We start from the raw sequence: 22,594 nt of genomic DNA, 5'->3' as shown, positions 1-22,594 counted from the left end.
ATGGCACAACGTGAATTCACCGGGCGTCACGCGCTGCTTCTGTTCGGGGGCGCCTTTGCCGTGATCATCACCGTCAACATCGTGCTGGCGGTCAGCGCGGTGCGGACCTTCCCCGGGCTGGAGGTCAAGAACTCCTACGTCGCCAGCCAGCAGTTCGACGACCGGCGCGACGCGCAGACGGCGCTGGGCTGGTCCGTGCGGGCCGAGGCCCAGGACGGCCGGGTTTTCCTGTCGATCACGGATGCACATGGCAACCCGGTCGAAGTCGCCCGGCTGAACGCGACACTGGGGCGCGCCACCCATGTGCGCGACGACATCCGGCCCGATTTCGTTTTCGACGGGACCGAATACAGCGCCCCCGCCACGCTCGGCGCCGGCAACTGGAACCTGCGCATGGAGGCGACGGCCCGGGACGGCACCGAATTCACCCAGCGCGTGGTGCTGCATGTGAAGGACTGACGCCGATGACCGCCGCCCTGCCCCGCCCCGCCCCTGCCGCAGCCTGTCCCGGCTGCGCCGCCATGCCCGGCGGGGTTGCGGATGTGGCGGCCCCGGCGCCCGGCGACGACGCCATCGCCCTGTCCCTGCCGACGATCCACTGCCAGGGCTGCATCGCCGCCGTCGAACGCGGCCTGGCCGCCCATCCCGGCGTGCGGTCCGCGCGGGTGAACCTCACGCTCAAACGCGCCCGCATCGAGACCGACCCCGGCGTGACCGCCGCCGACCTGGTCACTGTGCTCGACGGTCTCGGCTACGAGGCGCATGAACTCGACAGCGGGACGCTTGCCGCCACCCAGATCGATGCCCAGGGCCGTGCGCTGCTGCTGCGGCTGGCGGTGGCGGGTTTCGCGATGATGAACGTCATGCTGCTGTCGGTGTCGGTCTGGTCCGGCGCCGGCGACGCGACCCGCGACCTGTTCCACTGGATCTCGGCCGCGATCGCCTTTCCGGCGATTCTCTATTCGGCCCAGCCGTTTTTCCGCAGCGCATGGTCGGCGCTCTCGGTCCGGCGGCTGAACATGGACGTGCCGATCGTGCTGGCGATCGGCCTGGCGCTGGTCACCTCGCTCTGGGAAACCACGCTGTCAGGCGAACACGCCTATTTCGATGCGGCGCTGGCGCTGACCTTCTTCCTGCTCGCGGGGCGCTATCTCGATCACCGCACCCGCGTCGCGGCGCGCTCGGCGGCGTCGGAACTGGCCGCGCTCGAAGTGCCACGCGCATCCCGGCTGCGCGACGGGACCGAAGAAGAGGTCGCCATTGCCGACCTGGCCGTCGGCGACCTGCTGCGGGTGCGCCCCGGCGGGCGGATGCCGGTCGATGGCGAGATCGTCGAAGGCCGGTCCGAACTGGACCGGTCGCTGCTGACCGGCGAAACCGTGCCGGTTGCCGCCGAACCCGGACAGCGCGTGAGCGCGGGCGAGGTCAACCTGACCGGACCGCTGGTGATCCGCGCCAGCGCGGTGGGCCGTGACAGTTCGCTGCACCGGATGGCCGACCTGGTGGCGGTGGCCGAATCCGGGCGCGGCAACTACACGCCGCTGGCCGATGCGGCGGCCCGGCTCTACGCGCCCGGCGTGCATATCCTGTCGGCGCTGTCCTTCCTCGGCTGGCTGGCCTGGTCGGGCGACCTGAGGGTGGCGCTGAACATCGCCGCCGCCGTGCTGATCATCACCTGCCCCTGCGCGCTGGGGCTCGCCGTGCCGGCGGTCACCACCGCCGCGTCGGGCAGGCTGTTCCGGCGCGGGTTGCTGATCAAGCACGAAACCGCGCTCGAGCGGCTGGCCGACGTGGACACGGTGGTGTTCGACAAGACCGGCACCCTGACGATGGGCATGCCCGAACCGCTGGCGCTCGACACCCTGCCGCGTGCCGATCTTGCCGTGGCACTGGCACTGGCCGAAGGCTCGGCCCATCCGCTGTCACGGGCGTTGGCCAGCGCGGCCCGCGCCCGGGGCGTCAGCCCGGCGCCGGTGACCGATATCGCCGAACGGCCCGGCTACGGCACCGAGGGCCGGCTCGACGGCCGGCCCGTCAGGCTGGGCCGCGCCGCCTGGCTGGGCGCCGAGGCGGGGCCGGAAACCGCCACATGGCTGGCCATCGGCGACGCGCCAGCGCTTGAAATCCGCTTCCGCGATGCCCTGCGCCCCGGCGCGGCGGACCTGGTGCAGGCGCTGACGGCGGCGGGCAAACAGGTGCTGCTGATCTCGGGCGACAGCGACCGCGCGGTGGCGGCGCTGGCCGACCGGCTTGCCATCGCCGACCGGACCGCCGGCGCCCTGCCCGCCGACAAGGCCGCGCGGATCGCCGCGCTCGCCGCCGAGGGGCGCAAGGTGCTGATGGTGGGCGACGGTCTGAACGACACCGCCGCGCTCGCGTCGGCGCATGTGTCGATCTCGCCGGCCTCCGCGCTCGACGCGGCGCGCGTGGCCTCCGATATCGTGCTGCTGGGCAACGACCTCTCGCCCATCGCCGATGCCTGCGAAACCGCCGGGACGGCCACCCGCCGGATCCGCGAAAACTTCCGTATCGCCACCGCCTATAACGTCATCGCCGTGCCGCTGGCGGTGGCCGGGCTGGCGACACCGCTGGTCGCGGCCTTGGCGATGTCGGCCTCGTCCCTTACGGTATCCCTGAACGCTTTGCGGCTGAGGTGACGTGATGTCGATCCTGTCCTACCTGATCCCGATCTCGCTGGGCCTCGGCGCCCTGGGCCTGGTCGCCTTCATCTACACGGTGCGCTCGAACCAGTATGACGACCCCGAAGGCGACAGCCGGCGCATCCTGACCGGCGAATGGGACGACCACCCCAAACCCTGACCGCGCCTTCCTCTTGCCTGAAATATCCCGGGGGAGCCGCCCGCAGGGGCGGCGGGGGCAGAGCCCCCGGATCACCCGGCCAGACAGGACGCGGCGCCCTGCGACCCCATGAAAAAACCCCGCGGCAAACCGCGGGGTTTTCATTTCGTATCCGGATCGGATGCCGTCAGCCGTGCTTCTTGCCCTTCAGCGGCGCCCACAGCCGTTTGTTGGTCAGGTAGAGCAGCACCGACATGATCGCCAGCAGCAGGACGCCGACGAACCCGGCCTGCTTGCGGGCCATCATCTTGGGCTCCGCCGCCCACATCAGGAACGCGGACACGTCCTCGGACAGGTGATGCAGGTCGTTGGCATGACCGTCGGCGAATTCGACCTGTTCGTCGAACAATGGCGGCGCCATCGAGATCCAGCCGCCGGGAAAGGCGGTGTTCTCATAGAGGATCGTGCCGGCCTCTTCCTTTTCCTCACCGGTATAGCCGGTCAGGATCGACGCGATGTATTCCGCGCCGCCCATGCCCTTGACCAGCTGGTTGATGCCCAGCCCGTAGGGGCCGTGGAACCCGGCCCGGGCCTTGGCCATCATCGACAGGTCCGGCGCGCCGGCGGCAGTATTTTCCGGAAAGTTATCCGTGGGCTTGGCCGGGCGGAAATCGTCCAGCTCCGCGTCGAACACCTCGAAATTGTCGCTGGCATAGGCCCGCATCTGGTTCTCGGGCAGGCTCGGGCCGCCCTCGTCGCTCAACGTGCGCAGCGGCACATATTTCAACCCGTGACAGGCGGAACAGACCTCGGTGTAGACCTGCAGCCCGCGCTGAAGCTGGTTGATGTCATAGGTGCCGAAGGGGCCTTCGAAGGAAAAGGCGAAGTCTTCGATATGCTGCTCTCCGCCGCCTGCCGCGAAAGACGCGGCAGGGGTCAGGGCGAGGGCGAATGCGGCACCGATTGCGGTTTTCTTGAACATTGGTCCCGTTCCCTTTCTCATTCGGCCGGCGTGGCGCCGGACGCCTTGCCGTAATGCGCCTCGAAATCTTCTTCGACGGTGGCCGGCGGCGTTTCCGGTTTCTCGATCACGCCGAGGATCGGCAGGATGACCAGGAAATAGGCGAACCAGTAGGCGGCCCCGATCAGCGCAAAGCTGGCATAGGGTTCTTCCGCCGGCATCGCGCCCAGCCACATCAGCACCACGAAGTCGATCACCAGCAGCGCGAACCACCATTTGAACATCGGGCGATACTTGCCTGACTTGACCGACGAGGTGTCGAGCCACGGCACCAGGGCCATCACGAAGATGGCGCCGAACATGGCGATCACGCCAAAGAACTTGGCATCGACGATGCCGCCGGTCAGGAACGACGCGATCTGCACCACCCACACGTCAGAAGTGAACGCACGCAGGATCGCGTAAAACGGCAGGTAATACCATTCGGGCACGATATGCGCCGGCGTCACCAGCGGGTTGGCTTCGATGTAGTTGTCCGGGTGGCCCAGGTAGTTCGGCATGAAACCCACGACCGCCCAGAACACGGTGAGGATCACCGCCAGCGCGAACAGGTCCTTGATGACGAAATAGGGCCAGAACGGCACGGTGTCCTTCTCGGCCTCGGCCTTGGACCCGCGGCGCACCTCGACCCCGGCGGGGTTGTTGTTGCCGGTCGAGTGGAAGGCCCAGATATGCACCGCCACCAGCGCCGCGATGACGAAGGGCAGCAGGTAATGCAGCGAGAAGAACCGGTTCAGCGTGGCATTGTCCACCGCCGGTCCGCCCAGCAGCCAGGTCTGCAGGCCTTCGCCGATGAACGGGATCGCGCCGAACAGGCCGGTGATCACGGTTGCGCCCCAGAACGACATCTGACCCCAGGGCAGAACATAGCCCAGGAACCCGGTTGCCATCATGCACAGGTATATCAGCATGCCGATGATCCAGGTGATCTCGCGCGGGGACTTGTATGAACCGTAATAGAGGCCGCGGAAGATGTGGATATAGACGGCGACAAAGAACAGCGACGCGCCGTTGGCATGCAGGTACCGCAGCATGTAGCCGCCGTTCACGTTGCGCATGATATGTTCGATCGATGCGAACGCCATGTCCACATGCGGGGTGTAGTGCATCACCAGAACGATACCGGTGACGATCTGCAGAACCAGGCAGAAGGCCAGGACGATGCCCCAGATCCACCACCAGTTGAGATTCTTGGGGGTGGGGATCATCAGCGTGTCATAGGCCAGCGCCACGATGGGCAGCCGGCTGTGCAGCCATTTCTCGAAGCCGCTCTTGGGCTCGTAGTGATCGTGCGGAATTCCGGACATTACAAAGCCTCCCTAGCCAAGCTTGATCGTGGTTTCATCGAGGAACTCGGCGACCGGGATCGGCAGGTTCTCGGGGGCCGGGCCCTTGCGGATGCGCCCGGCGGTGTCGTAGTGCGACCCGTGGCAGGGGCAGAACCAGCCGTGGAACTCGCCCGCGCCGTCACCCAGCGGCACGCAGCCCAGGTGGGTGCAGACGCCCATCATGACCAGCCATTCGCTGTCGGTGCCCGGCTCGGCGCCCGGCGGCAGCAGGCCGCGGTTGATGTCGCTGGCATCGGCATCGGCCGGCAGGTTCGCGTTGCGCGCGTTCGAGTCGGGCAGTTCGCTGACATCGACCTCGTTGGCCCAGTCGATCTCTTCCTGGGTGCGGCGGCGGATGAACACCGGTTTGCCCAGGAACTTGACGCTGATCTGGGTGCCCGGTTCCACATCGCCGACATCGACCCTGATCGACGACAGCGCCTGCACGTCGGCCGACGGGTTCATCTGGTTGATCAGCGGCCAGACGGCGGCCCCTGTGGTCACGACACCTGCGCCGGCTGTGGCGTAGTAGAGGAAATCTCTCCGGGTGCCTTCGTGGTCTTCTGCGTGGGACACGAGGTTTTCTCCGATTGCTGCGCCCGCGAGGGGCAAACATGCGAACGCGCCGCGAAAAACGGCGATCATGCGTGGGTTACTAGCGGCAAGGCGGAGTTTCGTCCAGCGGTCAAAGTCGCACACCGGGGCGCATCTGGCCCCGCTGTCACAGTTTTATGCCCTCGCGGTCCCGGTTCAGGCCCCGGGCGGGCGCGTGGCCTGCATCGAGGGGCGCGAATCGAACCCGGCGAACCAGTCCGCCAGCGCGCCGCGCCCGCGCCGCCAGTCCCGGTCGCCATGGCGGAAATCGACATAGGCCAGCGCACAGCCCGCCGCGATCTGACCCGCGTTGAGCGCCCCGGCCAGATGGCCGATCCAGCGGCGGTTCAGCGCCTCGCAGGCGCGGTCTATCTTGGCCCATTGGCCCTCGGTCCAGTCGTCGAAACGGATCGCCTCGGGGCGCATCCGCGATTCGTAGACCATCAGCAGCGCCGCATCGAGAATGCCGTCGCACAGCGCCTCGAGCGTCCGGATCTCCCATTGCCGCGCGCCGTGACCGTAGAGCCCCGCCCCGGCCCGGTCATCGAGAAAGGCGCAGATCACCCGGCTGTCGAACAGGGTCGGGCCGTCGCCGCGTTCCAGCGCGGGCACCTTGGACAGCGGGTTCTTGGCCAGCAGTTCGGGTGCCGGCGCCAGCGGCGTCGTCGCCGCCGTGACCAGGTCGACATCGTCCAGCTGGCCGGTCTCGTGCAGCAGCACCATCACCTTGCGCACATAGGGCGATGTGGGGCTGTAAAAGAGCTTCATTCCTGCGTCCTCCCGTCGGGCGTGGTTCACCGGGCGGCCGATCAGGCGCCGGTTTCACCCAGATAGGCTTGCAGCGCGGGCGGCGGATTGTCCAGCAGAGCCGCCGTTTCGCGCGGCGGCTCGGCCCGCCCCTCGGCGACCAGCACGACCTGGTCGGCAATCCGCCGCGCATCGCCCGGATCGTGGCTGACCATCAGCAGCGTGGCGCCGGTTTCCGCCACCAGCTCGGCGACCAGGTCCAGCATCTCGGCCTTCAGCGCCGGCCCCAGCGCGGCAAAGGGTTCGTCGAGCAGCAGCAGCGGCCGCCCCTGGACCAGCACCCGCGCCAATGCCGCGCGGCTCTGCTGCCCGCCCGACAGGGCCGCCGGTTTCCGCCCCTCCAGCGTCGCCAGCCCGACCCGCGCGATCGCCTCGCGCACCTGGCGGCGCTGCCGGTCGTCCAGCCGCAGGTCGGGATCCAGCCCGAGCCCCACATTCGCGGTCAGGTCGAGATGCGGAAACAGGTTGCCATCCTGGAACAGCATCGCCACCGGACGCGCCCCCGGCGCGGCGGCGGTGATGTCGCGCCCGTTCCACAGCACCCTGCCCCGTTCCGGCGGGCGGAACCCGGCGATGGCTTCGATCAGCGTGGACTTGCCCGCCCCCGACGGGCCGATCACCGCGACCCGGCGCCCCGGCTCGATCGCCAGATCGGCGCCCAGTGTGAAATCGTCGTTGCGGATCGTGACCGCCTCAAGCCTCAGCATGATACCGCCCCCCGCGATCCAGCAGCCAGAACGCCGCCATCGACAACACCAGCAGCAGCAGCGCCGCGCCCGCCGCGGCCTCCATCCGGTAGGCGCCCATCAGGCGATAGACCTGCAATGGCAACGTCGCCCGCCCGGTATCGGCAAAGAGCGCGATCACACCGAGATCCCCCATCGACAGCGCCGCGCCCAGCCCGGCGGCAAACCCGATCTGCGGTCGCAATCCCGGCAGCATCACCCGGCGGGCGAACGGCCAGCCGCCCATGTTCAGCGACAGCGCCAGCCGCCCGTGCCGGGCGACGATATCGCGGGCGCGCGGCACCAGGATACGCAGGGCAAAGGGCAGCGCCATCAGCGCGTTGACCGCCGCCGTGACCGGCAGCGCTAGCGCAAACGGGTTCGCGACCGGGTTGATCAGGATGAACAGCCCGGTGCCGATCACCAGCGGCGATACCGCCATGCCCAGCAGCCCGGCCATCTCGACCCCGCGCGCCCGGCCCATCGCCACGCTGGCCGCCATCGGCAGGGCCAGCACCAACAGCAGCACGGTGCTGGCCGCCGCCACGACAATCGAGGTCAGCGCCGCGGCAACCACGACGCCGGGCAGCGCGAGCAGCCCCGGCAGGCCGCGCAGCACCACCGCCGCCAGCGGCAGGATCAGAAACAGCGCCGCCACCGCGATGACCGCCGCATCGAGCAGGCGCAGGCCGGTGCGGTCGGCGTCCCAGCGCTGCACCGGGCGGCCCAGCCCGGCGCCGAACCCCTCGCCGCGGGCCGCGCGCAGCGCCGCCAGCGCCGCCGCCCCGGTCAGCAGGATCTGGATACAGGACAGCAGCGCCGCGCGCGCCAGGTCGAAGTCGAAATGGAACGCCTGATAGATCGCCAGTTCGATCGTGGTCGCCCGCGGCCCGCCGCCCAGCGTCAGCGCCACGGCAAAGCTGGTCAGGCAGATGGCAAAGATCACCGCCAGCGCACCGGGCGCCACCCGCAGCAGCATCGGTCGTTCGAGCAGCCGGCCGATGGCACGCGGACCGGCCCCCAGCTGCGCCGCCAGCCGGAACCGCTCGGCGGGGATTTCCTGCCAGCCCTGCAGGATCAGGCGGGTGGCCAGCGGCAGGTTGAAGAAGACATGCGCCAGGACCACCCCGTGCAGCCCGTAGATCGACACCGGGTCGACCCCGGCCCAGCCCAGCGCCGCGTTGACCCAGCCATTGCGGCCGAACACCGCCACCAGCCCCAGCACCGCGACGATCACAGGCAGGATGAAGGGCGCGCCCAGCAGCGTGATCAGCACCCGCCGCCCGGCAAAGCGCCGCCGCGCCAGCGCCCGCGCGACCGGCACCGCCAGCGCCACGCTGATCGCCGCCGACAGCGCCGCCTGCACCAGCGTGAACCGCACCGCCGCCCAGTCGGCCGCGGACAGCCCCGCGCCGGGTTCGGCGCGCAGGAACACGGCAACCAGCGCCCCCAGGATCAGCGCGGCGACCGCCGCCGCCGCGCCCAGCCCCGGTGCCGCGCTTACTGGCTCAGCGCGTCCAGCCACTCGGCCAGCGCCTCGTCACGCATCGCGGCAGCGCTGTCCACGGGGGCCAGCAGCACCCTGTCCGGGGCCGGCAGGTCGCCGAACCCCTCGGGCAGCCCGGCCTCGGGCACCACCACCGGATACATCCAGTTGGTGGTCGGGATCGCCGACTGGAACGCCTCGGTGACCATGAATTGCAGGAATGCCCCGGCCAGGTCCTTCTGGTCCGAGGAGGCCAGCACACCCGCCACCTCGATCTGCGCCAGGTGGCCTTCGTCGAACATGGCGGCCGCTTTGCTGGTGTCCTCTTCGGCGATCACATGATAGGCGGGCGAGGTGGTATAGGACAGCACCATGTCGGCCTCGCCTTCGAGGAACAGGCCATAGGCCTCGGACCAGCCCTTGGTCACCGTCACGATATTGTCGGCCAGCCCGTCCCAGATCGCCCTGGCCTCGTCGCCATAGGCGGCCTTGACCCACAACAGCAGGCCGAGGCCGGGGGTGGACGACCGCGGGTCCTGGATCACGATCTTGAGGTCGCTGTCGGCCAGGGCGCGGAAATTCGCGGGCGCGTCGCGGTCGGCATTGTGCACGAAGGCGAACAGCCCCCAGTCATAGGGAACGAAATGCGGATCGGTCCAGTCCACCGGCATGTCATAGTCCGCGGTCACCGCGTGTTCGGCGAACAGCCCGGTTTCGGCCGCCGCCGCGATCAGGTTGGTGTCGAGCCCCAGCACCACGTCGGCATCGGTTCGCTCGCCCTCGAGCTTGATCCGCGCCAGCAGCGCCGCACCGTCGCCGGCGCCGACGAATTTCAGGTCGCAGCCGCAGGTTTCCTCGAACGCCTTTTCGACCACCGGGCCCGGCCCCCAGTCGGAGACGAAGCTGTCATAGGTATAGACGGTCAGTTCCGGTGTTTCGGCGACGGCCGCCGATGCGGCCAGCATGCCCGCAGCGAGTGCTAGGTATTTCATGGCATCCTTCCTCTCGCGGCGACAGGTCAGGTCGGATGTCATCTCCGGGGTCCTTCCCTCCGCCAGTGCTAACTGGTTCAGGTTCAACGGGTCCGCGATGCGCGTCTCAGCCCGAAGGCTCCCCGAGGTGGCAACCGCTGTAAGCGGCCAGCGGTCGATGTGCAAGGTCAAAGCCCTTGAGGCGACCCGCCCGCACGGCTAGGAACGCCCCGACGAACAGGAGCCCAGCCCATGTCTCTCAACAGCTTCGGCCATCTCTTCCGCGTGACCACCTGGGGCGAAAGCCACGGGCCCGCCCTCGGGGCGACCGTGGACGGCTGCCCGCCGGGAATCGAGATCGACGCCGGGGCGATCCAGCACTGGCTGGACCGGCGCAAACCGGGGCAGAGCCGGTTCACCACCCAGCGGCGCGAACCCGACGCCGTGCAGATCCTGTCGGGCGTGTTCGAAGGCCGCACCACCGGCACGCCGGTGCAGCTGATGATCGAAAACACCGACCAGCGGTCCAGGGATTACTCGGACATCATGGACAAGTTCCGTCCGGGCCACGCCGATATCACCTATTGGCAGAAATATGGCATCCGCGACTATCGCGGCGGCGGCCGGTCCTCGGCGCGGGAAACGGCGGCGCGGGTCGCGGCGGGCGGGCTGGCGCGCGCGGCGCTGGCAAGGCTGGCGCCCGGCCTCACGATCCGCGGCTACATGGTGCAGGTCGGACCACACCGGATCGACCGCGCCCGGTTCGATGCCGGGCAGATCGAACAGAACCCGTTCTGGTGCCCGGACGCGCAGGCGGCCGCGGACTGGACCGGCTATCTGGACGGGCTGCGCAAATCCGGCAACTCGGTCGGCGCGGTGGTCGAACTGGTGGCCAGCGGCGCCCCTGCCGGGCTGGGCGCGCCGGTCTATGGCAAGCTCGACACCGACCTTGCGGCGGCGATGATGTCGATCAACGCGGTCAAGGGGGTCGAGATCGGCGAAGGCATGTCGGCGGCGGCGCTCACCGGCGAGGACAACGCCGACGAGATCTTCATGGGCAATGACGGCACCCCGGTCTATTCCAGCAACCATGCCGGCGGCATCCTCGGCGGCATCTCGACCGGGCAGGACATCGTGGTGCGGTTCGCGGTCAAGCCGACATCGTCGATCCTGCGCCCGCGCAGGACGATCACGAAATCCGGCGAGGCCACCGAGATCATCACCCGGGGCCGGCACGATCCCTGCGTCGGCATCCGCGCGGTGCCGGTGGGCGAAGCGATGATGGCCTGCATCCTGCTGGATCACCTTCTGCTGCATCGCGGCCAGATCGGCGACGCGGGCGGCCGGATCGGATAGGCCATGCCGGGCGCAGAGGCTGCTGTCCGGCCCGGGCGGCAGATCGCGCCAGCCAAGGAACGCATCGGCGAACACACGTCTTGGTTCGGCAAGGCCCGTTCGCTCGGGATCGACCCGCGATGCGAACGCTCCTAGGCCTGGTGCCTGGCCAGGCTGAACGCCAGCAGTTCGGCGGTTTCGGACAGGTGGCTGTCCCGGTCCGTTTCGGGCACATCCAGCAGGAATTCGATGACCGAATATCCGATCTCGACCGTCAGGCGCAGGGTCTTGCGCAATGCGTCTTCGGGAAGGCCCGGAAATGCCAGTGCGACCGTGGCCATCAGGTCATCGGTGGCCATCTCGTGCGACCGGGTCCGCACCGCGCACAAGGCCGGCGAGGCATAGAGCGCCTTGGTGATCCAGTGACCGCCGGGGGTGTTCTCGGTCAGGATGAGCTGCGCTTCCATCGCATGTCTGATGACGGCCACCAGGTCGTCATCGGCGGAAAACCCGTCGAAAATGCCGCGCATCATGGCGTTCTGCTGCGCCATAAGCCGCTGGCCCAGCTCGCTCATGATCGCATGTTTGTTCGGGAAATACCGGTAGAGCGCCGGGGGGGTCAGCCCCGCCTTCTTGCAGATCAGGTTGGTTGACAGGTTCTCGAAGCCGACCTCGTCCAGCAGGTCGCCGGTCGCCGCGAGAATGGATTCGATGGTGTCCCGCGCCCGTTTCTGGGATGGCGTCCGGCGGCGGTTCAGGTCGGTTTTCATCGACGATTTCCCTAGCATGACGGGCTGAACGGGGCCCATCTGTCCACGATCCCGCCCTCATCATAGACCGCGATGTCGCCGAACTGGAGCATGACCGACTCGCTTTGGGTCGGCCGCAGGAACACGAAATCGTCAACCTCGAGGGCGAGACCCGGACCGGCATTCAGAAGCTCCTGATTGGAGCTTCGTCCGAATGTCGCATTATATGAGAGCCCGGGCGGGTCCACCGGTGTCGCCTTCCAGTAGCCGCCGTGAATGAACACCGCCCCGGACCGGTTCCTGTTGAACATCCGCATGATGCCATCGAGCGGCTCAAGCACCGGGGTCTGCATCCTGTCGCTGACCTTGAGCGCCGGTGTGGCGATGAACAAGGCCGGCAGGAAGCCCGCCAGCAGGTCGGTGTCGAAATCGCTCGGCTTGACCAGCGCGGATCCGACCGTCACCTCGTTCGCCAGGCAATCCGACCGATGCATCCTGAATGTCGGGCTGCCCGCAGCGTTCCGGATCGGCAGCGATGCCGCGTCACGGCCCAGCACCTCGCGGGCAAGGTCCAATGCGCCCCGGTAGCGCGCGAAAGACCTGGCAATGTGGCGGTCCCGCAGCCCCAGTAGCGCCGGGATTTTCGAAAGATGGGCGTCATACCCCATGAAGCCCGCAAATCTCAGCACGCGGCAGGATTTCAACCAGTCCAATGCGGCCCGCAACGCGTCGCCAACCTGGAAACCGCCACGATGCAGGCCGACGTCAATCTCAAGGCAGATATCCAGCACCCGGCCCCGGGTTTGGGCGAATGCCGCATATTGCTGCAGGCGGGGCAGCGTATCGATCAGCCAGGTGACGGCATCCGCAACAGGCGGGGTATCGGCGTAATGCCGGGCCATTGCCGCAACCGGCAGCGGCTTGCCCAGCAATTGCTCGGCCTGCGGGTCCATGCGCGCAATCTCACCCAGCATCAGCGCATTGAACGTCATGTATCTGCGCGTCGCCATGGTTCGGGAAACCAGTGTCAGCAGTGCCGGCACCGGCAGCGACTTGGACGCCAGCCGCAACGCCACGCCGTCGGGCAGTTGCCCCCGAAGGCAGTCCATGTTGGCAAGCAGCCGCCGCCTGTCCAACACCAGGACAGGCTGCACGATGCCGGCGGCACGCAATGCGTCCTGGAGCCCCAGGAAATAGGCGTCGCGCGCCGCGTCATGTTTTCCCCTGACCACCATCGATTGCCCGCCTGTTCCCGCTGTCAGGTGCCGGTTGCGGTTCGCACCAAGGTTGCAACCAGCACGCCCAGATAGTTCCCGACCGCATAGCCGATGACGGCAATCGCAATGCCGGGGATCAGCAGCTCGCGGTTCTTCAGCGCGCCGGCAATGACCGGAATGAACGGCACCGACATGATCGACGCGCAGGCCGCGACAAGATAGGTGTCCCGGTCGATATCCGCCAACCGGCACAAGAGCAGCAGCACGACCATCGTGCCAATCAGGATCGATGCGAAGTAACCGCCCAGCGCCCAGTTCATATCGGTCAGGACCGCCGTGTCCAGCATGGTGCCCGAGGTGAGGCAGAAGACCAGTATGAGATACATGCCGAGGTGAAAGCCCGTGCGCCTGCGATGCAGCGCCGGCAACAGGGATCCGATCATGCCAAGCGTGGTGATCGACAGGATCGTCGCCGTCGAGGACCAGCCGGCCGGAAACAGGCCCGAGATGACCAGCGAAATCACAACGACGATGGCCGATGCGGCAAGCACCACGAGCGAGCCCGCCATGTAGCGGCGCTGGATCAGGCACAGGTAGCCGGAGGCGCTTTCGCTGGCGATATGCTCGATCCCGCTGGCCGACGCGACATCGGAGGCGCCGGAGAAGACATAGGGGCGCAGCACCAGCCCGGCCAGACGCTGGCCAAACACCATCACCACCAGCATGAAAAACGCCGAATAGACGATGTCGTAGGTCACCATCGTCAGAAACGTGTCCTGGTCCGCGCCGATAGCCGTCTTGACCGCCGCCAGGTTGACGCCGCTGCCGGTATAGGCCCCGGTCGCCATGCCGGCAACCTGCCACACAAGATCGACCGACCCCGCAAAGAAAAACGCGGCGGCAAAGCTGGCCAGACACACCGAGACCAATGCCAGCCCCATTGCCTTCAGCGCGCCCCCCGAGTCCCGCAGCGCGGTCCTCAGGCTGGTCGAAAAGATGATCAGCGGCAATGCCAGGGCCACGCTCACCTCGGAGACCGTGGTCTGGAGCGACCTGAAGGCGTCGTTCTGGAACAGCGCCGTCCCGCTGAACAGGGCGGCGATGAACATGCCCAGGGCAAAGGTCAGGATGACCACCCCGATCCGGTCGAGGACATCAATCCGCTGGCAGAGGCCGATCAGGATGGCGGGAAGAACGAACATCAGCACGGCAAAGAGCATGATCCTGGTTTCCTCGTTGTTTGGATCACCCCGCCCGGGGCCGCGAGAGGCAGCACGGCTCAGGCCCCGGTGAAAAGGTGGTCGAGATGCGCATTGAGCATGCGCCCTTCGGGATCGAGCTCGCGGCGGATCGCGTTGAAATCGTCAAAGCGGGGATAGAGCGCCGCCAGGTCGTCGCGGCCCAGCGAATGCAGTTTTCCCCAATGCGGCCGCCCGCCATGTTTTCGAAAAATCGGCTCGAGTTCCGAAAAGAAATGGCCGATCTTCTCGTCATGGGCGGCGTGGACCGCAACTGACATGCGCGGGCCGTCATTGAACGGGCTCAGCCAGGCATCATCCTGGGCAACGCGGCGCACTTCCATCGGGAAATACTGATCGGGATCACCGTTCAGCAGGGCGGCCACCTCGCGGACGGCCTTCATGCCGTTCTCCAGCGGGATGTGGTATTCCATCTCGTTGAACTTGATCTGGCGGGACGAGGTCAGCAACCTCCAGTATGCGCCGTTTTCCTGTTCGACCACGCCACGCGGGGCGAGACGAAGAAAGGCCTGCCGGCGCAGCCACGGCGCCCATCCGGCGTGGTCGCGCAGGGCGCGCAGCGAGTCCAGAAACCCGTTGGCATCCAGTTCCTGCCGGTCCGTATCCACCTCGCCCTCGTAAAGGTCGTGGATGACCTCTGCCCCCAGCGGCACGTTCGGCAGGAGGAAGAATTCGTAGTTCCGGTGCGTTTCGAATTTCCGTTCCGCATCCGCGAGCAGGTCTTCGGTCTTCTGCACCACCGTCCGCTGGCTGAGGTTGTAGGTCTCGACGAGCTGCAATTCATAGCTCGAGACGATCCCCAACGCGCCAAGAGACACTTTCGCCGCGGCAAACAGATCTGCATCGCTGTCGCGGCTGATCTCGCGCAGCGAACCATCCGGCGTCACCATCCGCATCGAGACGACATGGTCGTGAATTGCCGTCAGCCTGGCCCCGGTGCCATGTGTCGCCGTCGCAAAGGAGCCGGCAAATGTCTGCACGTCGATATCCGGCAGGTTGGTCAGGCCGAGCCCCTCGTCGGCCAGCAGACGCGCGCCATGACGCAGCCTTGTGCCCGCCCGGATCCAGGCGCGCCGGCTGTTCCGGTCGGTCTCGACCAGCCCCGCCAATCGGCCAAGATCGACGATGGTATCGTCCGTCGGCACCAGCCCCGTGAACGAATGGCCGCTGCCGACGGGGCGCAGCCGTCCGCTGCTGTTAGCGACCAGGTCGACCAGCTCGTCCTCGTCCTGCGGCACGGCGATCTGCCGGGGTGTCGCCTGCTGAAGCCCGGACCAGTTCGACCAGCGTTCATCCCCGTCCGAAATCGCGGGTGCCGCGCCGAAATCGTCACGCATCCTGTCCCGGCTCGCCCAGCCCGCATAGCGGACACTGGGAACCGCCGCCCCGGCGGCAACGGCCGCGACAAGCGCCTTTCTGCGGGTGATGTCCATCATGCGCCTCCGGTCTTCATGAACGCGATCAGTCCCAGGAACTCGTCATCGGAACAATCGTTGCATAGACCCATCGCGGGCATGTCCCGATACCCCTGCCGGGTTGATCTGAGCAGCGCCTGCATGCCGCCGCGCAGGGTTTCCCGCGCCTGCCAATCGGCCATGTGACCGGTCAGTGGCGCACCGCTTCCATCAACGGAATGGCAGGCCCGGCAGGCCCGGTCGTAGATTTCCGCCAGTGCCGCGTCAGCAGGCGACGCGTCGTCAGCAAACGCGATCTGCACCGATGTCGGAGGCGCAACCGCACCAGCGCCCCCAAACAGACCAACGGCCGAATATGCAGCGACACCCGCAACAGCCAGAACAATAGCGGCCAGCCATTTTCGGTTCGTCTTCATGCCGCCCCTCCAAACGATAACTATCACTATTCATCGTGATATCGCATGTCAATATCGGCATGATTTCGACGCCAGCGCACGCATTTGCATGAGAATATTCGCACCATCCTGAACTTCACCTGTGAGCGCCCCCGGCTCTGTAGTGAGCAGATTTGCCCCGATCACGCCGACAGAAACGCGCCCTCAGAACCGAACGGAATTATGGCTCACAACCATTCACGCTCGTGGACAAGATCCTCGGCGTTTCGCCAAGACAGCAGAAATCAGGCGCACGGCATCACCGCCTGTCGGATGACCTTGCGGTTTGTTCCGACGCGGCGAAACGGGTTCGGGTTCGTCATGGACAGGCGCCACGAACACACCCTCCCCGTTTCATCTTGGTCGTCGCAGACCAAGCCCGGCGGTAGGCGACGGCATGTCCAGCTCTATCCGGATACGATCGAGTGACGCCTGTGTAACGGGTATCCGCGTCAAATACTCTGGAAGAAAACGCCGGAGGTAAGTAACCGCGCAGGCTGTCGCTTCCGCGCGGTATTCCTCCGTGATGACACCATGATACCCGTAGGACAGCGACCATATCCCGTCCATTGCCGCAGCCGACATCTCGAGCCAATGCGGCAGATCCGGCATGTTCTGGATGTCGAAATACGCCTCGAACATCCGGGCGCGGCTGCGGGCAAGCCGGGCGTTTCCGATGAAATCGGCACTTCGAACAGCAGCTGACACCCCTGCCCCCAGAAACAGGCGCAGGGCCGCCGGTCGGCTGTTCTGAAACTCCGCCGCAGCCTTGTGCTTCATATCGAGAAGCTCCTGCCAGGATTGCGGCTCCGGGTCGGTGAGCGGCCGGATCGAGCGCTCGTAAATCTCATCGTTGAAACGAAGCGCCAATGCCGCATAAACGGCGTTTCTGTTCGGGAAGAAGTAGTAGACCGATGCCAGCGAGATCTCAGCCTGTTCTGCTATCTGGGCGAGGCCGATATCCTCGTCACCACTGTCCGACAGCAATTTTTCGGTCACATCGAGAATGCGATGATAGCGTTCGATCCCGCGCCGGCGCATCGGCCGGTTCTGCGTCAGTTCGGCCAGTAGATCTCGTGAGTCACTCAAAGTTTGGCTCCCTCCAGACGCTGCACCAACCTAAAGGGTGAGGTTCCACGCCACAAGTTTGCAGTCAATCGAGGCCCGGGTGCGTGTGAATGTCACGCCGGAGAATGCCGCCGGCCTACTGCCGCATCCAGTTGGCCCAAACGCCCCGCCAGTCACAGGTTCGCTCGGGCACTTGGGCAGACCAGTGACGATAGAGGTGAAGGCCATCGAGGTTCTCGAACCCAACGGTGAACTGGCAGAAATCCACGCTGCGGGCCAGCGGCTCTGCACCGGTCTTGTTGAAAACGCCGTACGGCATGTGTCCGAGGTGATCAGTTCCGGCCCTCGGACTTCGTCTGGACTGAGAATCTCAAGACAGGGTTCCACACGACTTTCGGCTATGGTGAACCCGGCACGTTGACTGGCTGGATCCTCACTCCGGGTGGCGAGGTGTTCTCAACCCCGCCGTCTCACCACCATCGACCGGCAGGACAGCACCATTTACATACGAGGACTTTTCCGACACCAGCCAGGCGATCACCTCGCCCACCTCCTCCGGCCGGGCAATCCGGCCCGCCGGGATGCGCAGCTCCAGTTCCTGCCGCCGACGGTTATCGGAAAGCACATGACTCATCATCCGCGTCCCGATCTGCCCCGGGCAGACCGCGTTGAACCGGACGAGATGCCCCAGCTCCAACGCCAGTGCCTGGGTCAACCCGATCACCGCGGCTTTGGAGGCAGTATAGATCGCCAGCTCTTCCTCCCCGGCTTTGCCGGCGATGGACGAGACATTGACCACGGCCCCCCGCCCCGCGATCAGCCCACCCAGAGCAAGCCGCGTCATCAGGTAGACGCTGCGGGCATTCACGTTCATCACCTCATCCCAGTCGGCAAGGCTCGTCTCGGCAAAAACGTGACGCCGACCCAGCCCCGCATTGTTCACAAGACCCGCGATTTTTCCATCGCCGAGTTCCAGCGCGCGATCGACCAGCGTGCTGCAGCTCTCTTCGACCGAGACGTCTGTCTTATGAAACTGGATGCGCTCATGCGCCGCCGCCAGCGCCGCCCCGGCCTCTGCATCGCGACCGGCAATCAGAACCGCGCGACCCTCGATGGCCAGGATTTCCGCCGCCGCCCGTCCGATGCCATGAGTTCCGCCCGTCACAATGATCATCTCATATCCTTCCCGGCCCCATCGCCAGCGCGTGGGCTTTCCCAGCCCTGCAAGCCCATCAATCTAATATATCATAATTGATGCCCGCGGCACGCTCATATCGCACATAACGTGGATTTACTCAGGTATTTCTCGGGAAGGCGCCAAAATATTGCTGGTTTTTTGTTCGCTGAACAAAGATGATTGGCGTCATGATATATCCGAATCAATCCGGGGGCATCATGGACGCGCTGGCCAACGATATTGCGGCAATCGAAGCAGAGCGCGTCTTCCTGTCGGACCTCGCCTCGGGCGCCGAAGTGATCCGGGATCAGTGGGGTATCCCACATGCCAGAGCCCTGAACACTTCCGATCTCTTCATACTGAACGGATATATCCACGCTCAGGACCGGATGTGGCAGATGGAGGCCGCCCTGCGCCGAGGTATCGGCCGCCTTGCCGAATGGACCGGTCCCTCCGCATTGCCGGCTGACAGACTGGCACGCCAGCTGGGTGCCGAGGCTGCAGCAAGGCGGGACTTCGCGGCACTCAACCCCGAAACCAGGGCGATGCTGGAAAGCTATGCGCGCGGCGTGAATGCCTGGATCGACGCTGGCGGCACGGCGGCAGAGTACAAATTGATGGGCGAAAGGCCGATCCGCTGGGAACCCTGGTTCTCGGTCGCCGTCATGCGTCAGCGCGGGATCCTGATGGGGTCGGTCTGGTTCAAACTGTGGCGCGCCGCGGCGCTCGGCACAGTGGGCGCCGCAGCCGTGCCACTGCTGCGCTATGATGACAACGGCCCGGAGCGGTACATCGTGCCGCAGGGCCCGGAGGGTCGCCGCCTGACCGCGACACTGGAAGAACTCGCACCCGCAATCGAAGCTCTTTCGGGCTTCGGGCCAGAGGACGGCACCGTCGGCGGCTCGAACAACTGGGCGATCGCCGGAGCGCGGACGGCCACGGGCATGCCTTTGGTCGCGGGCGATCCGCACCGGCAGTACGAGATTCCGGGCATGTATACCCAGCTGCATCTGACCGGCCCCGAATTCGATGCTATCGGCCTCACGGTTCCCGGGGTCCCCGCCTTTCCCCATTTCTGCCATACCGAAAATGTCGCCTGGTGCGTGACCCACACCTTTGCGGATCTTCACGACCTCTATGTCGAGGAATTCTCGGACGGCGGTGCGACCTTTCGCACCGAGAATGGCCCCGGGGAAACAGTCACGAGGCAAGAGACCATCTCGGTCCGCGGCGCGGCCAGTGAAACCATCACCGTCCATGAAACCCGCCACGGCCCGGTGATCGCCGGAGACCCGGCCACCGGCAAGGCCTTGGCGCTCAAGTCGGCGCAGCTCTATGACACCGATCTTTCGCTCAACTGCCTCTTGCCGATGATGACAGCCCGCTCGCTCGACGAATTCTATGACCATTGCAAGGGATGGGGCGTGATCGACCACAATGTGGTCGGCGCTGACAGGGACGGCCATATCGGTGTGCTGGTCCGCGCAACTGTGCCCGAACGCGACCGGATCAACGGCTGGTTGCCGGTTCCCGGCTGGACCGGGGAACATGAATGGCGTGGCTATATACCGTTCGAACGGATGCCGCGCGAGCTGGACCCCGCAGCGGGCTACGTCGTCACGGCAAACAACCGGCCTGTTCCCGAGGATCACCCCGACTACATTGCGACCGACTGCCACCCGAGCACCCGCGCGAGCCGCCTCGCCGCCCGAATCGAGCGGCTCCCGGGGCTCACTGCCGGGGACATGCAGGACTTCCTGCGCGACACCGACAGCGAACCGGCGCGCGAGATCGCCGCGAGAATCGTCGGCGCGGGGGATGGGCCGCTGGTTGAGATGCTGGAAACCTGGGATGGGCGGATGGATCCGGGTCTTACCGCGCCGACGATCTATTATACGATCCGGCAAGAGATGACCCGCATCCTCGTCCGCCGCTCTGGGCTCGACAAGGCATCAACCCATGTCGCCGCCTCGCCCGCGCCAGGCATACCCGCGCTGAACCAGCTTTGGTGGATCCTGCCAAACCTGCTGCGGGAAAACGACACGTCCCTTCTCAATGGCGTAAATTGGGACGATGTAATCCGCGAGGCCATCGCCACTGTCTCGGCCAGGGAGCAGCCCCAGCCTTGGGGCGTTGCGCACCGGCCGGTTTTCATCCACCCGCTTTCGCATATTTTCCCCGAAGATCCGGGCGTTGCCCCGCCCAGCTCGGATCCGACCGGCGGCGATGGTGACTGTGTGCTTGCGACCGGTGGCTTCCCCGACTACGGCACACGATCCGTCTATGGTCCCGTCGCCCGCTACATCTTCGATCTCGCCGACTGGGACAACAGCCGCTGGATCGTCTTGCACGGCACGTCCGGCCACGCGGGCAGTTCGCATTACTCTGACCAGAACCCGCTCTGGGCGCGGGGCGAAATGGTGCCGATGGCCTATTCCCCCGCCGCAGTTGCAGCCCATGCCACCGCTCGCACGAGGTTCGAACCTGCCTGAGATCACATAACCCCAACCACAGAGAAGGCCGGAGCAACCGACAGCCGGCCCGGACACCCGGAAACCGACAACAGGGAAACCAGATGAAACACTTCACCAGCAGAAAAGCCCTCGGCGCGCTGCTCTCCGCCACGATTCTGACCTCAGCACCACTCGGAACTGCTCTCGCACAGGAGCCGAAAGAGGGAGGGACCATCATCTACGCCAACAACTCCGGTCCCGGTCAACTCGATCCGCAGATGGCAGCGAGCCTCGTGGAACTGGAAGTGCTCGCCCACGTCATGGAAGGTCTCGTCTCGATGGACGAGAACTATTCGGCCAAGCCGATGCTGGCCGAGAGCTATGAAATCTCGGACGATGGCAAGACTTTCACCTTCAAGCTCCGCCAGGGCGTGAAGTTCCACAACGGGCAGGAGATGACCTCGGAAGATGTGAAAGCGACCTATGAGCGCTATGCCGAGGTCAGCCCCGGCAAGGGTACGCTGGCCGACGTGAAAGAATACCGAACGCCCGACCCCTACACTTTTGTCATTGAACTCAACAACCTGAACGCGGTCTTTATCGACCAGCTCAAGACCCCGGTCTATCCGCTCTACATCATGCCCGCCTCGCAGCGGAACGCGCCTCCGCGCGAGATCGAGGTGATCGGCACTGGACCGTTCAAGCCGGGCGAATGGGTGAAGGACAGTCACCTCATCATCGAGAAGAACGCCGATTATCAAGCGCGCGAGGACAGCGACGGGCCGAGCGGTTACGTCGGCAAGAAGACGGTCTATGTCGATGCCGTGCGTTACAACTTCCTGCCCGAGGCCAATGCCCGCGTCGCGGCGATGCAGACCGGCGAGGCGGATATCACAACGTCGTTGCCACTCGACCTGGCCAAACGCCTGGAGGGAGCCGAGGGCGTCGAACCGGTCACCGTCTTCCCGTATTGTCAGCAGTATCTGATCGTGCATTCCGGCCAGGCACCAACCGACAACCGGTTGATCCGCCAGGCGATCCGCACCGCAGCCGACGTCGATGACCTGATCCTCGCCAGCGGCGAGGCGGCCAACAAGAATTTTTCGATGGTCTACCCCGGTGGCGACTACTTCATCGGTGAGGAAAACGCCGGCTGGTATGATGCGGGCGATCCGGAGGCAGCCAAGACACTTCTGGAAGAAGCCGGCTACAAGGGTGAGCAGATCCTGCTCCAGACCAACACCAACTACGACTACATGCGGGATTCGATCATCGTTCTTGGCGAACAGCTCAAGGCGGCGGGGATGAACGTGAAACTCGATGTGACCGACTGGACCACCAATGCATCGAATCTGCAGTCCGGGAACGGCGGATGGAACGTCTCGACCACGTCGTTCTGTTCCAACCCGATCCTGGGGCCGCAGCAGTGGGAGACGATGATCTACAACTTCCCGCATATCGAGAACAACGAAAAGCTCGATACCGCCTATGCCAAGTTCTACAGTTCACTGGCACTGCCGGACCGCGTGGCGGCCTGGAAGGACATCGAGGCCGAGGTGCTGGAAGGTGCCTACATGATCAAGGTCTCTGATCGCGGCTCCAATCGGGCGCTCGCAACCGACCTGAAGGGTTTCCGCCCCTACAACATCAACACCTTCTGGGACATGTGGCTCGACCGCTAACCTGAAGCCAGTCCCGGAGCGGGCGGGTGACCGCCCGCTCCCAATCTATGACTTCCCCGAGCAGGAGACGTCCC

Annotated in this window: 21 protein-coding genes and 1 riboswitch; of the genes, 6 read left to right on the top strand and 15 right to left on the bottom strand. The window is 65.8% G+C overall.

Annotated features, from left to right (window positions below; all coding sequences use genetic code 11):
• From C6Y53_RS11865 to ccoS, 3 genes are read left to right on the top strand one after another with little or no spacing between them, the layout of a single operon-like run.
• A complete protein-coding gene (locus C6Y53_RS11865; protein ID WP_106472613.1) occupies positions 1-459 on the top strand; it encodes a FixH family protein in 459 nt (152 codons plus the stop codon).
• 5 nt (positions 460-464) lie between these two features.
• Positions 465-2,657, top strand: coding sequence for a heavy metal translocating P-type ATPase (locus tag C6Y53_RS11860; RefSeq protein ID WP_106472612.1), 2,193 nt, complete (start codon positions 465-467; stop codon positions 2,655-2,657).
• A gap of 4 nt (positions 2,658-2,661) precedes the next feature.
• Positions 2,662-2,820 carry a cbb3-type cytochrome oxidase assembly protein CcoS gene (ccoS, locus tag C6Y53_RS11855; protein WP_106474073.1) on the top strand — a complete coding sequence of 53 codons (159 nt, stop codon included), beginning with the start codon at positions 2,662-2,664 and terminating at the stop codon, positions 2,818-2,820.
• Positions 2,821-2,986: 166 nt separating this feature from the next.
• Here the strand turns inward: ccoS and C6Y53_RS11850 are convergent, their stop codons facing one another.
• The 7 genes from C6Y53_RS11850 to thiB form a co-directional block, all read right to left on the bottom strand.
• The gene (locus C6Y53_RS11850) at positions 2,987-3,781 is read right to left on the bottom strand and encodes a cytochrome c1 (RefSeq protein ID WP_106472611.1); all 795 of its coding nucleotides are present in this window, start codon (positions 3,779-3,781) and stop codon (positions 2,987-2,989) included.
• A gap of 17 nt (positions 3,782-3,798) precedes the next feature.
• The gene (gene petB, locus C6Y53_RS11845; RefSeq protein WP_106472610.1) at positions 3,799-5,127 is read right to left on the bottom strand and encodes a cytochrome b; all 1,329 of its coding nucleotides are present in this window, start codon (positions 5,125-5,127) and stop codon (positions 3,799-3,801) included.
• A gap of 12 nt (positions 5,128-5,139) precedes the next feature.
• Positions 5,140-5,724: a ubiquinol-cytochrome c reductase iron-sulfur subunit gene (petA, locus tag C6Y53_RS11840; protein WP_106474072.1), complete on the bottom strand. Its 585-nt coding sequence runs from the start codon at positions 5,722-5,724 to the stop codon at positions 5,140-5,142.
• A gap of 174 nt (positions 5,725-5,898) precedes the next feature.
• Positions 5,899-6,510 carry a glutathione S-transferase gene (locus tag C6Y53_RS11835; protein WP_106472609.1) on the bottom strand — a complete coding sequence of 204 codons (612 nt, stop codon included), beginning with the start codon at positions 6,508-6,510 and terminating at the stop codon, positions 5,899-5,901.
• Positions 6,511-6,551: 41 nt separating this feature from the next.
• Complete coding sequence (locus C6Y53_RS11830; protein WP_106472608.1) at positions 6,552-7,256, bottom strand: thiamine ABC transporter ATP-binding protein; 705 nt, start codon at positions 7,254-7,256, stop codon at positions 6,552-6,554.
• Positions 7,243-8,799, bottom strand: coding sequence for a thiamine/thiamine pyrophosphate ABC transporter permease ThiP (locus C6Y53_RS11825; protein WP_106472607.1), 1,557 nt, complete (start codon positions 8,797-8,799; stop codon positions 7,243-7,245). Before C6Y53_RS11825 ends, C6Y53_RS11830 begins: the two co-directional genes overlap by 14 nt.
• On the bottom strand, positions 8,775-9,752 hold the full coding sequence (gene thiB, locus C6Y53_RS11820; protein WP_106474071.1) for a thiamine ABC transporter substrate binding subunit: 978 nt from the start codon (positions 9,750-9,752) through the stop codon (positions 8,775-8,777). Before thiB ends, C6Y53_RS11825 begins: the two co-directional genes overlap by 25 nt.
• A gap of 37 nt (positions 9,753-9,789) precedes the next feature.
• A riboswitch (TPP riboswitch) is annotated at positions 9,790-9,887 on the bottom strand.
• 96 nt (positions 9,888-9,983) lie between these two features.
• Between thiB and aroC the strand changes: the two genes are divergently transcribed.
• Positions 9,984-11,087, top strand: coding sequence for a chorismate synthase (gene aroC, locus C6Y53_RS11815; protein ID WP_106472606.1), 1,104 nt, complete (start codon positions 9,984-9,986; stop codon positions 11,085-11,087).
• A 131-nt stretch (positions 11,088-11,218) separates the two neighbouring features.
• On the opposite strand, the gene C6Y53_RS11810 is transcribed toward aroC, so the two are convergent.
• From C6Y53_RS11810 to C6Y53_RS11775, 8 genes are all read right to left on the bottom strand, one after another.
• Positions 11,219-11,836 (bottom strand): TetR/AcrR family transcriptional regulator, encoded by a 618-nt coding sequence (locus C6Y53_RS11810; protein ID WP_211299373.1) that lies wholly within the window; start codon positions 11,834-11,836, stop codon positions 11,219-11,221.
• Positions 11,837-11,847: 11 nt separating this feature from the next.
• On the bottom strand, positions 11,848-13,050 hold the full coding sequence (locus tag C6Y53_RS11805) for an alanine racemase (RefSeq protein ID WP_106472604.1): 1,203 nt from the start codon (positions 13,048-13,050) through the stop codon (positions 11,848-11,850).
• Between the two features lie 23 nt (positions 13,051-13,073).
• Positions 13,074-14,252 carry a DUF819 family protein gene (locus C6Y53_RS11800; RefSeq protein WP_106472603.1) on the bottom strand — a complete coding sequence of 393 codons (1,179 nt, stop codon included), beginning with the start codon at positions 14,250-14,252 and terminating at the stop codon, positions 13,074-13,076.
• 59 nt (positions 14,253-14,311) lie between these two features.
• Complete coding sequence (locus tag C6Y53_RS11795; RefSeq protein ID WP_106472602.1) at positions 14,312-15,724, bottom strand: D-arabinono-1,4-lactone oxidase; 1,413 nt, start codon at positions 15,722-15,724, stop codon at positions 14,312-14,314.
• A complete protein-coding gene (locus C6Y53_RS11790; RefSeq protein WP_106472601.1) occupies positions 15,724-16,122 on the bottom strand; it encodes a c-type cytochrome in 399 nt (132 codons plus the stop codon). Before C6Y53_RS11790 ends, C6Y53_RS11795 begins: the two co-directional genes overlap by 1 nt.
• Before the next feature lie 372 nt (positions 16,123-16,494).
• Positions 16,495-17,229 carry a TetR/AcrR family transcriptional regulator gene (locus C6Y53_RS11785; RefSeq protein WP_149615522.1) on the bottom strand — a complete coding sequence of 245 codons (735 nt, stop codon included), beginning with the start codon at positions 17,227-17,229 and terminating at the stop codon, positions 16,495-16,497.
• A 115-nt stretch (positions 17,230-17,344) separates the two neighbouring features.
• Positions 17,345-17,527 (bottom strand): hypothetical protein, encoded by a 183-nt coding sequence (locus C6Y53_RS11780; RefSeq protein ID WP_106472599.1) that lies wholly within the window; start codon positions 17,525-17,527, stop codon positions 17,345-17,347.
• Between the two features lie 114 nt (positions 17,528-17,641).
• A complete protein-coding gene (locus C6Y53_RS11775; RefSeq protein WP_106472598.1) occupies positions 17,642-18,382 on the bottom strand; it encodes an SDR family NAD(P)-dependent oxidoreductase in 741 nt (246 codons plus the stop codon).
• Positions 18,383-18,603: 221 nt separating this feature from the next.
• Between C6Y53_RS11775 and C6Y53_RS11770 the strand changes: the two genes are divergently transcribed.
• Positions 18,604-20,877: a penicillin acylase family protein gene (locus C6Y53_RS11770; RefSeq protein WP_211299372.1), complete on the top strand. Its 2,274-nt coding sequence runs from the start codon at positions 18,604-18,606 to the stop codon at positions 20,875-20,877.
• Between the two features lie 83 nt (positions 20,878-20,960).
• Complete coding sequence (locus C6Y53_RS11765; protein ID WP_106472597.1) at positions 20,961-22,520, top strand: ABC transporter substrate-binding protein; 1,560 nt, start codon at positions 20,961-20,963, stop codon at positions 22,518-22,520.
• Positions 22,521-22,594 lie beyond the last annotated feature (74 nt).

This window comes from Pukyongiella litopenaei, from assembly GCF_003008555.2.
In the GTDB taxonomy this organism is placed as follows: Bacteria; Pseudomonadota; Alphaproteobacteria; order Rhodobacterales; family Rhodobacteraceae; genus Pukyongiella; species Pukyongiella litopenaei.
This window is presented reverse-complemented; position numbering and strand designations above follow the sequence as displayed.

Excerpts from the sequence above, each read along its gene's own strand:
- C6Y53_RS11865 (WP_106472613.1), top strand. The coding sequence starts at position 1 with ATGGCACAACGTGAATTCACCGGGCGTCACGCGCTGCTTCTGTTCGGG.
- C6Y53_RS11860 (WP_106472612.1), top strand. The coding sequence starts at position 465 with ATGACCGCCGCCCTGCCCCGCCCCGCCCCTGCCGCAGCCTGTCCCGGC.
- ccoS (WP_106474073.1), top strand. The coding sequence starts at position 2,662 with ATGTCGATCCTGTCCTACCTGATCCCGATCTCGCTGGGCCTCGGCGCC.
- C6Y53_RS11850 (WP_106472611.1), bottom strand. The coding sequence starts at position 3,781 with ATGTTCAAGAAAACCGCAATCGGTGCCGCATTCGCCCTCGCCCTGACC.
- petB (WP_106472610.1), bottom strand. The coding sequence starts at position 5,127 with ATGTCCGGAATTCCGCACGATCACTACGAGCCCAAGAGCGGCTTCGAG.
- C6Y53_RS11835 (WP_106472609.1), bottom strand. The coding sequence starts at position 6,510 with ATGAAGCTCTTTTACAGCCCCACATCGCCCTATGTGCGCAAGGTGATG.
- C6Y53_RS11830 (WP_106472608.1), bottom strand. The coding sequence starts at position 7,256 with ATGCTGAGGCTTGAGGCGGTCACGATCCGCAACGACGATTTCACACTG.
- thiB (WP_106474071.1), bottom strand. The coding sequence starts at position 9,752 with ATGAAATACCTAGCACTCGCTGCGGGCATGCTGGCCGCATCGGCGGCC.
- aroC (WP_106472606.1), top strand. The coding sequence starts at position 9,984 with ATGTCTCTCAACAGCTTCGGCCATCTCTTCCGCGTGACCACCTGGGGC.
- C6Y53_RS11810 (WP_211299373.1), bottom strand. The coding sequence starts at position 11,836 with ATGAAAACCGACCTGAACCGCCGCCGGACGCCATCCCAGAAACGGGCG.
- C6Y53_RS11805 (WP_106472604.1), bottom strand. The coding sequence starts at position 13,050 with ATGGTGGTCAGGGGAAAACATGACGCGGCGCGCGACGCCTATTTCCTG.
- C6Y53_RS11800 (WP_106472603.1), bottom strand. The coding sequence starts at position 14,252 with ATGCTCTTTGCCGTGCTGATGTTCGTTCTTCCCGCCATCCTGATCGGC.
- C6Y53_RS11795 (WP_106472602.1), bottom strand. The coding sequence starts at position 15,724 with ATGGACATCACCCGCAGAAAGGCGCTTGTCGCGGCCGTTGCCGCCGGG.
- C6Y53_RS11790 (WP_106472601.1), bottom strand. The coding sequence starts at position 16,122 with ATGAAGACGAACCGAAAATGGCTGGCCGCTATTGTTCTGGCTGTTGCG.
- C6Y53_RS11780 (WP_106472599.1), bottom strand. The coding sequence starts at position 17,527 with ATGCCGTACGGCGTTTTCAACAAGACCGGTGCAGAGCCGCTGGCCCGC.
- C6Y53_RS11775 (WP_106472598.1), bottom strand. The coding sequence starts at position 18,382 with ATGATCATTGTGACGGGCGGAACTCATGGCATCGGACGGGCGGCGGCG.
- C6Y53_RS11770 (WP_211299372.1), top strand. The coding sequence starts at position 18,604 with ATGGACGCGCTGGCCAACGATATTGCGGCAATCGAAGCAGAGCGCGTC.
- C6Y53_RS11765 (WP_106472597.1), top strand. The coding sequence starts at position 20,961 with ATGAAACACTTCACCAGCAGAAAAGCCCTCGGCGCGCTGCTCTCCGCC.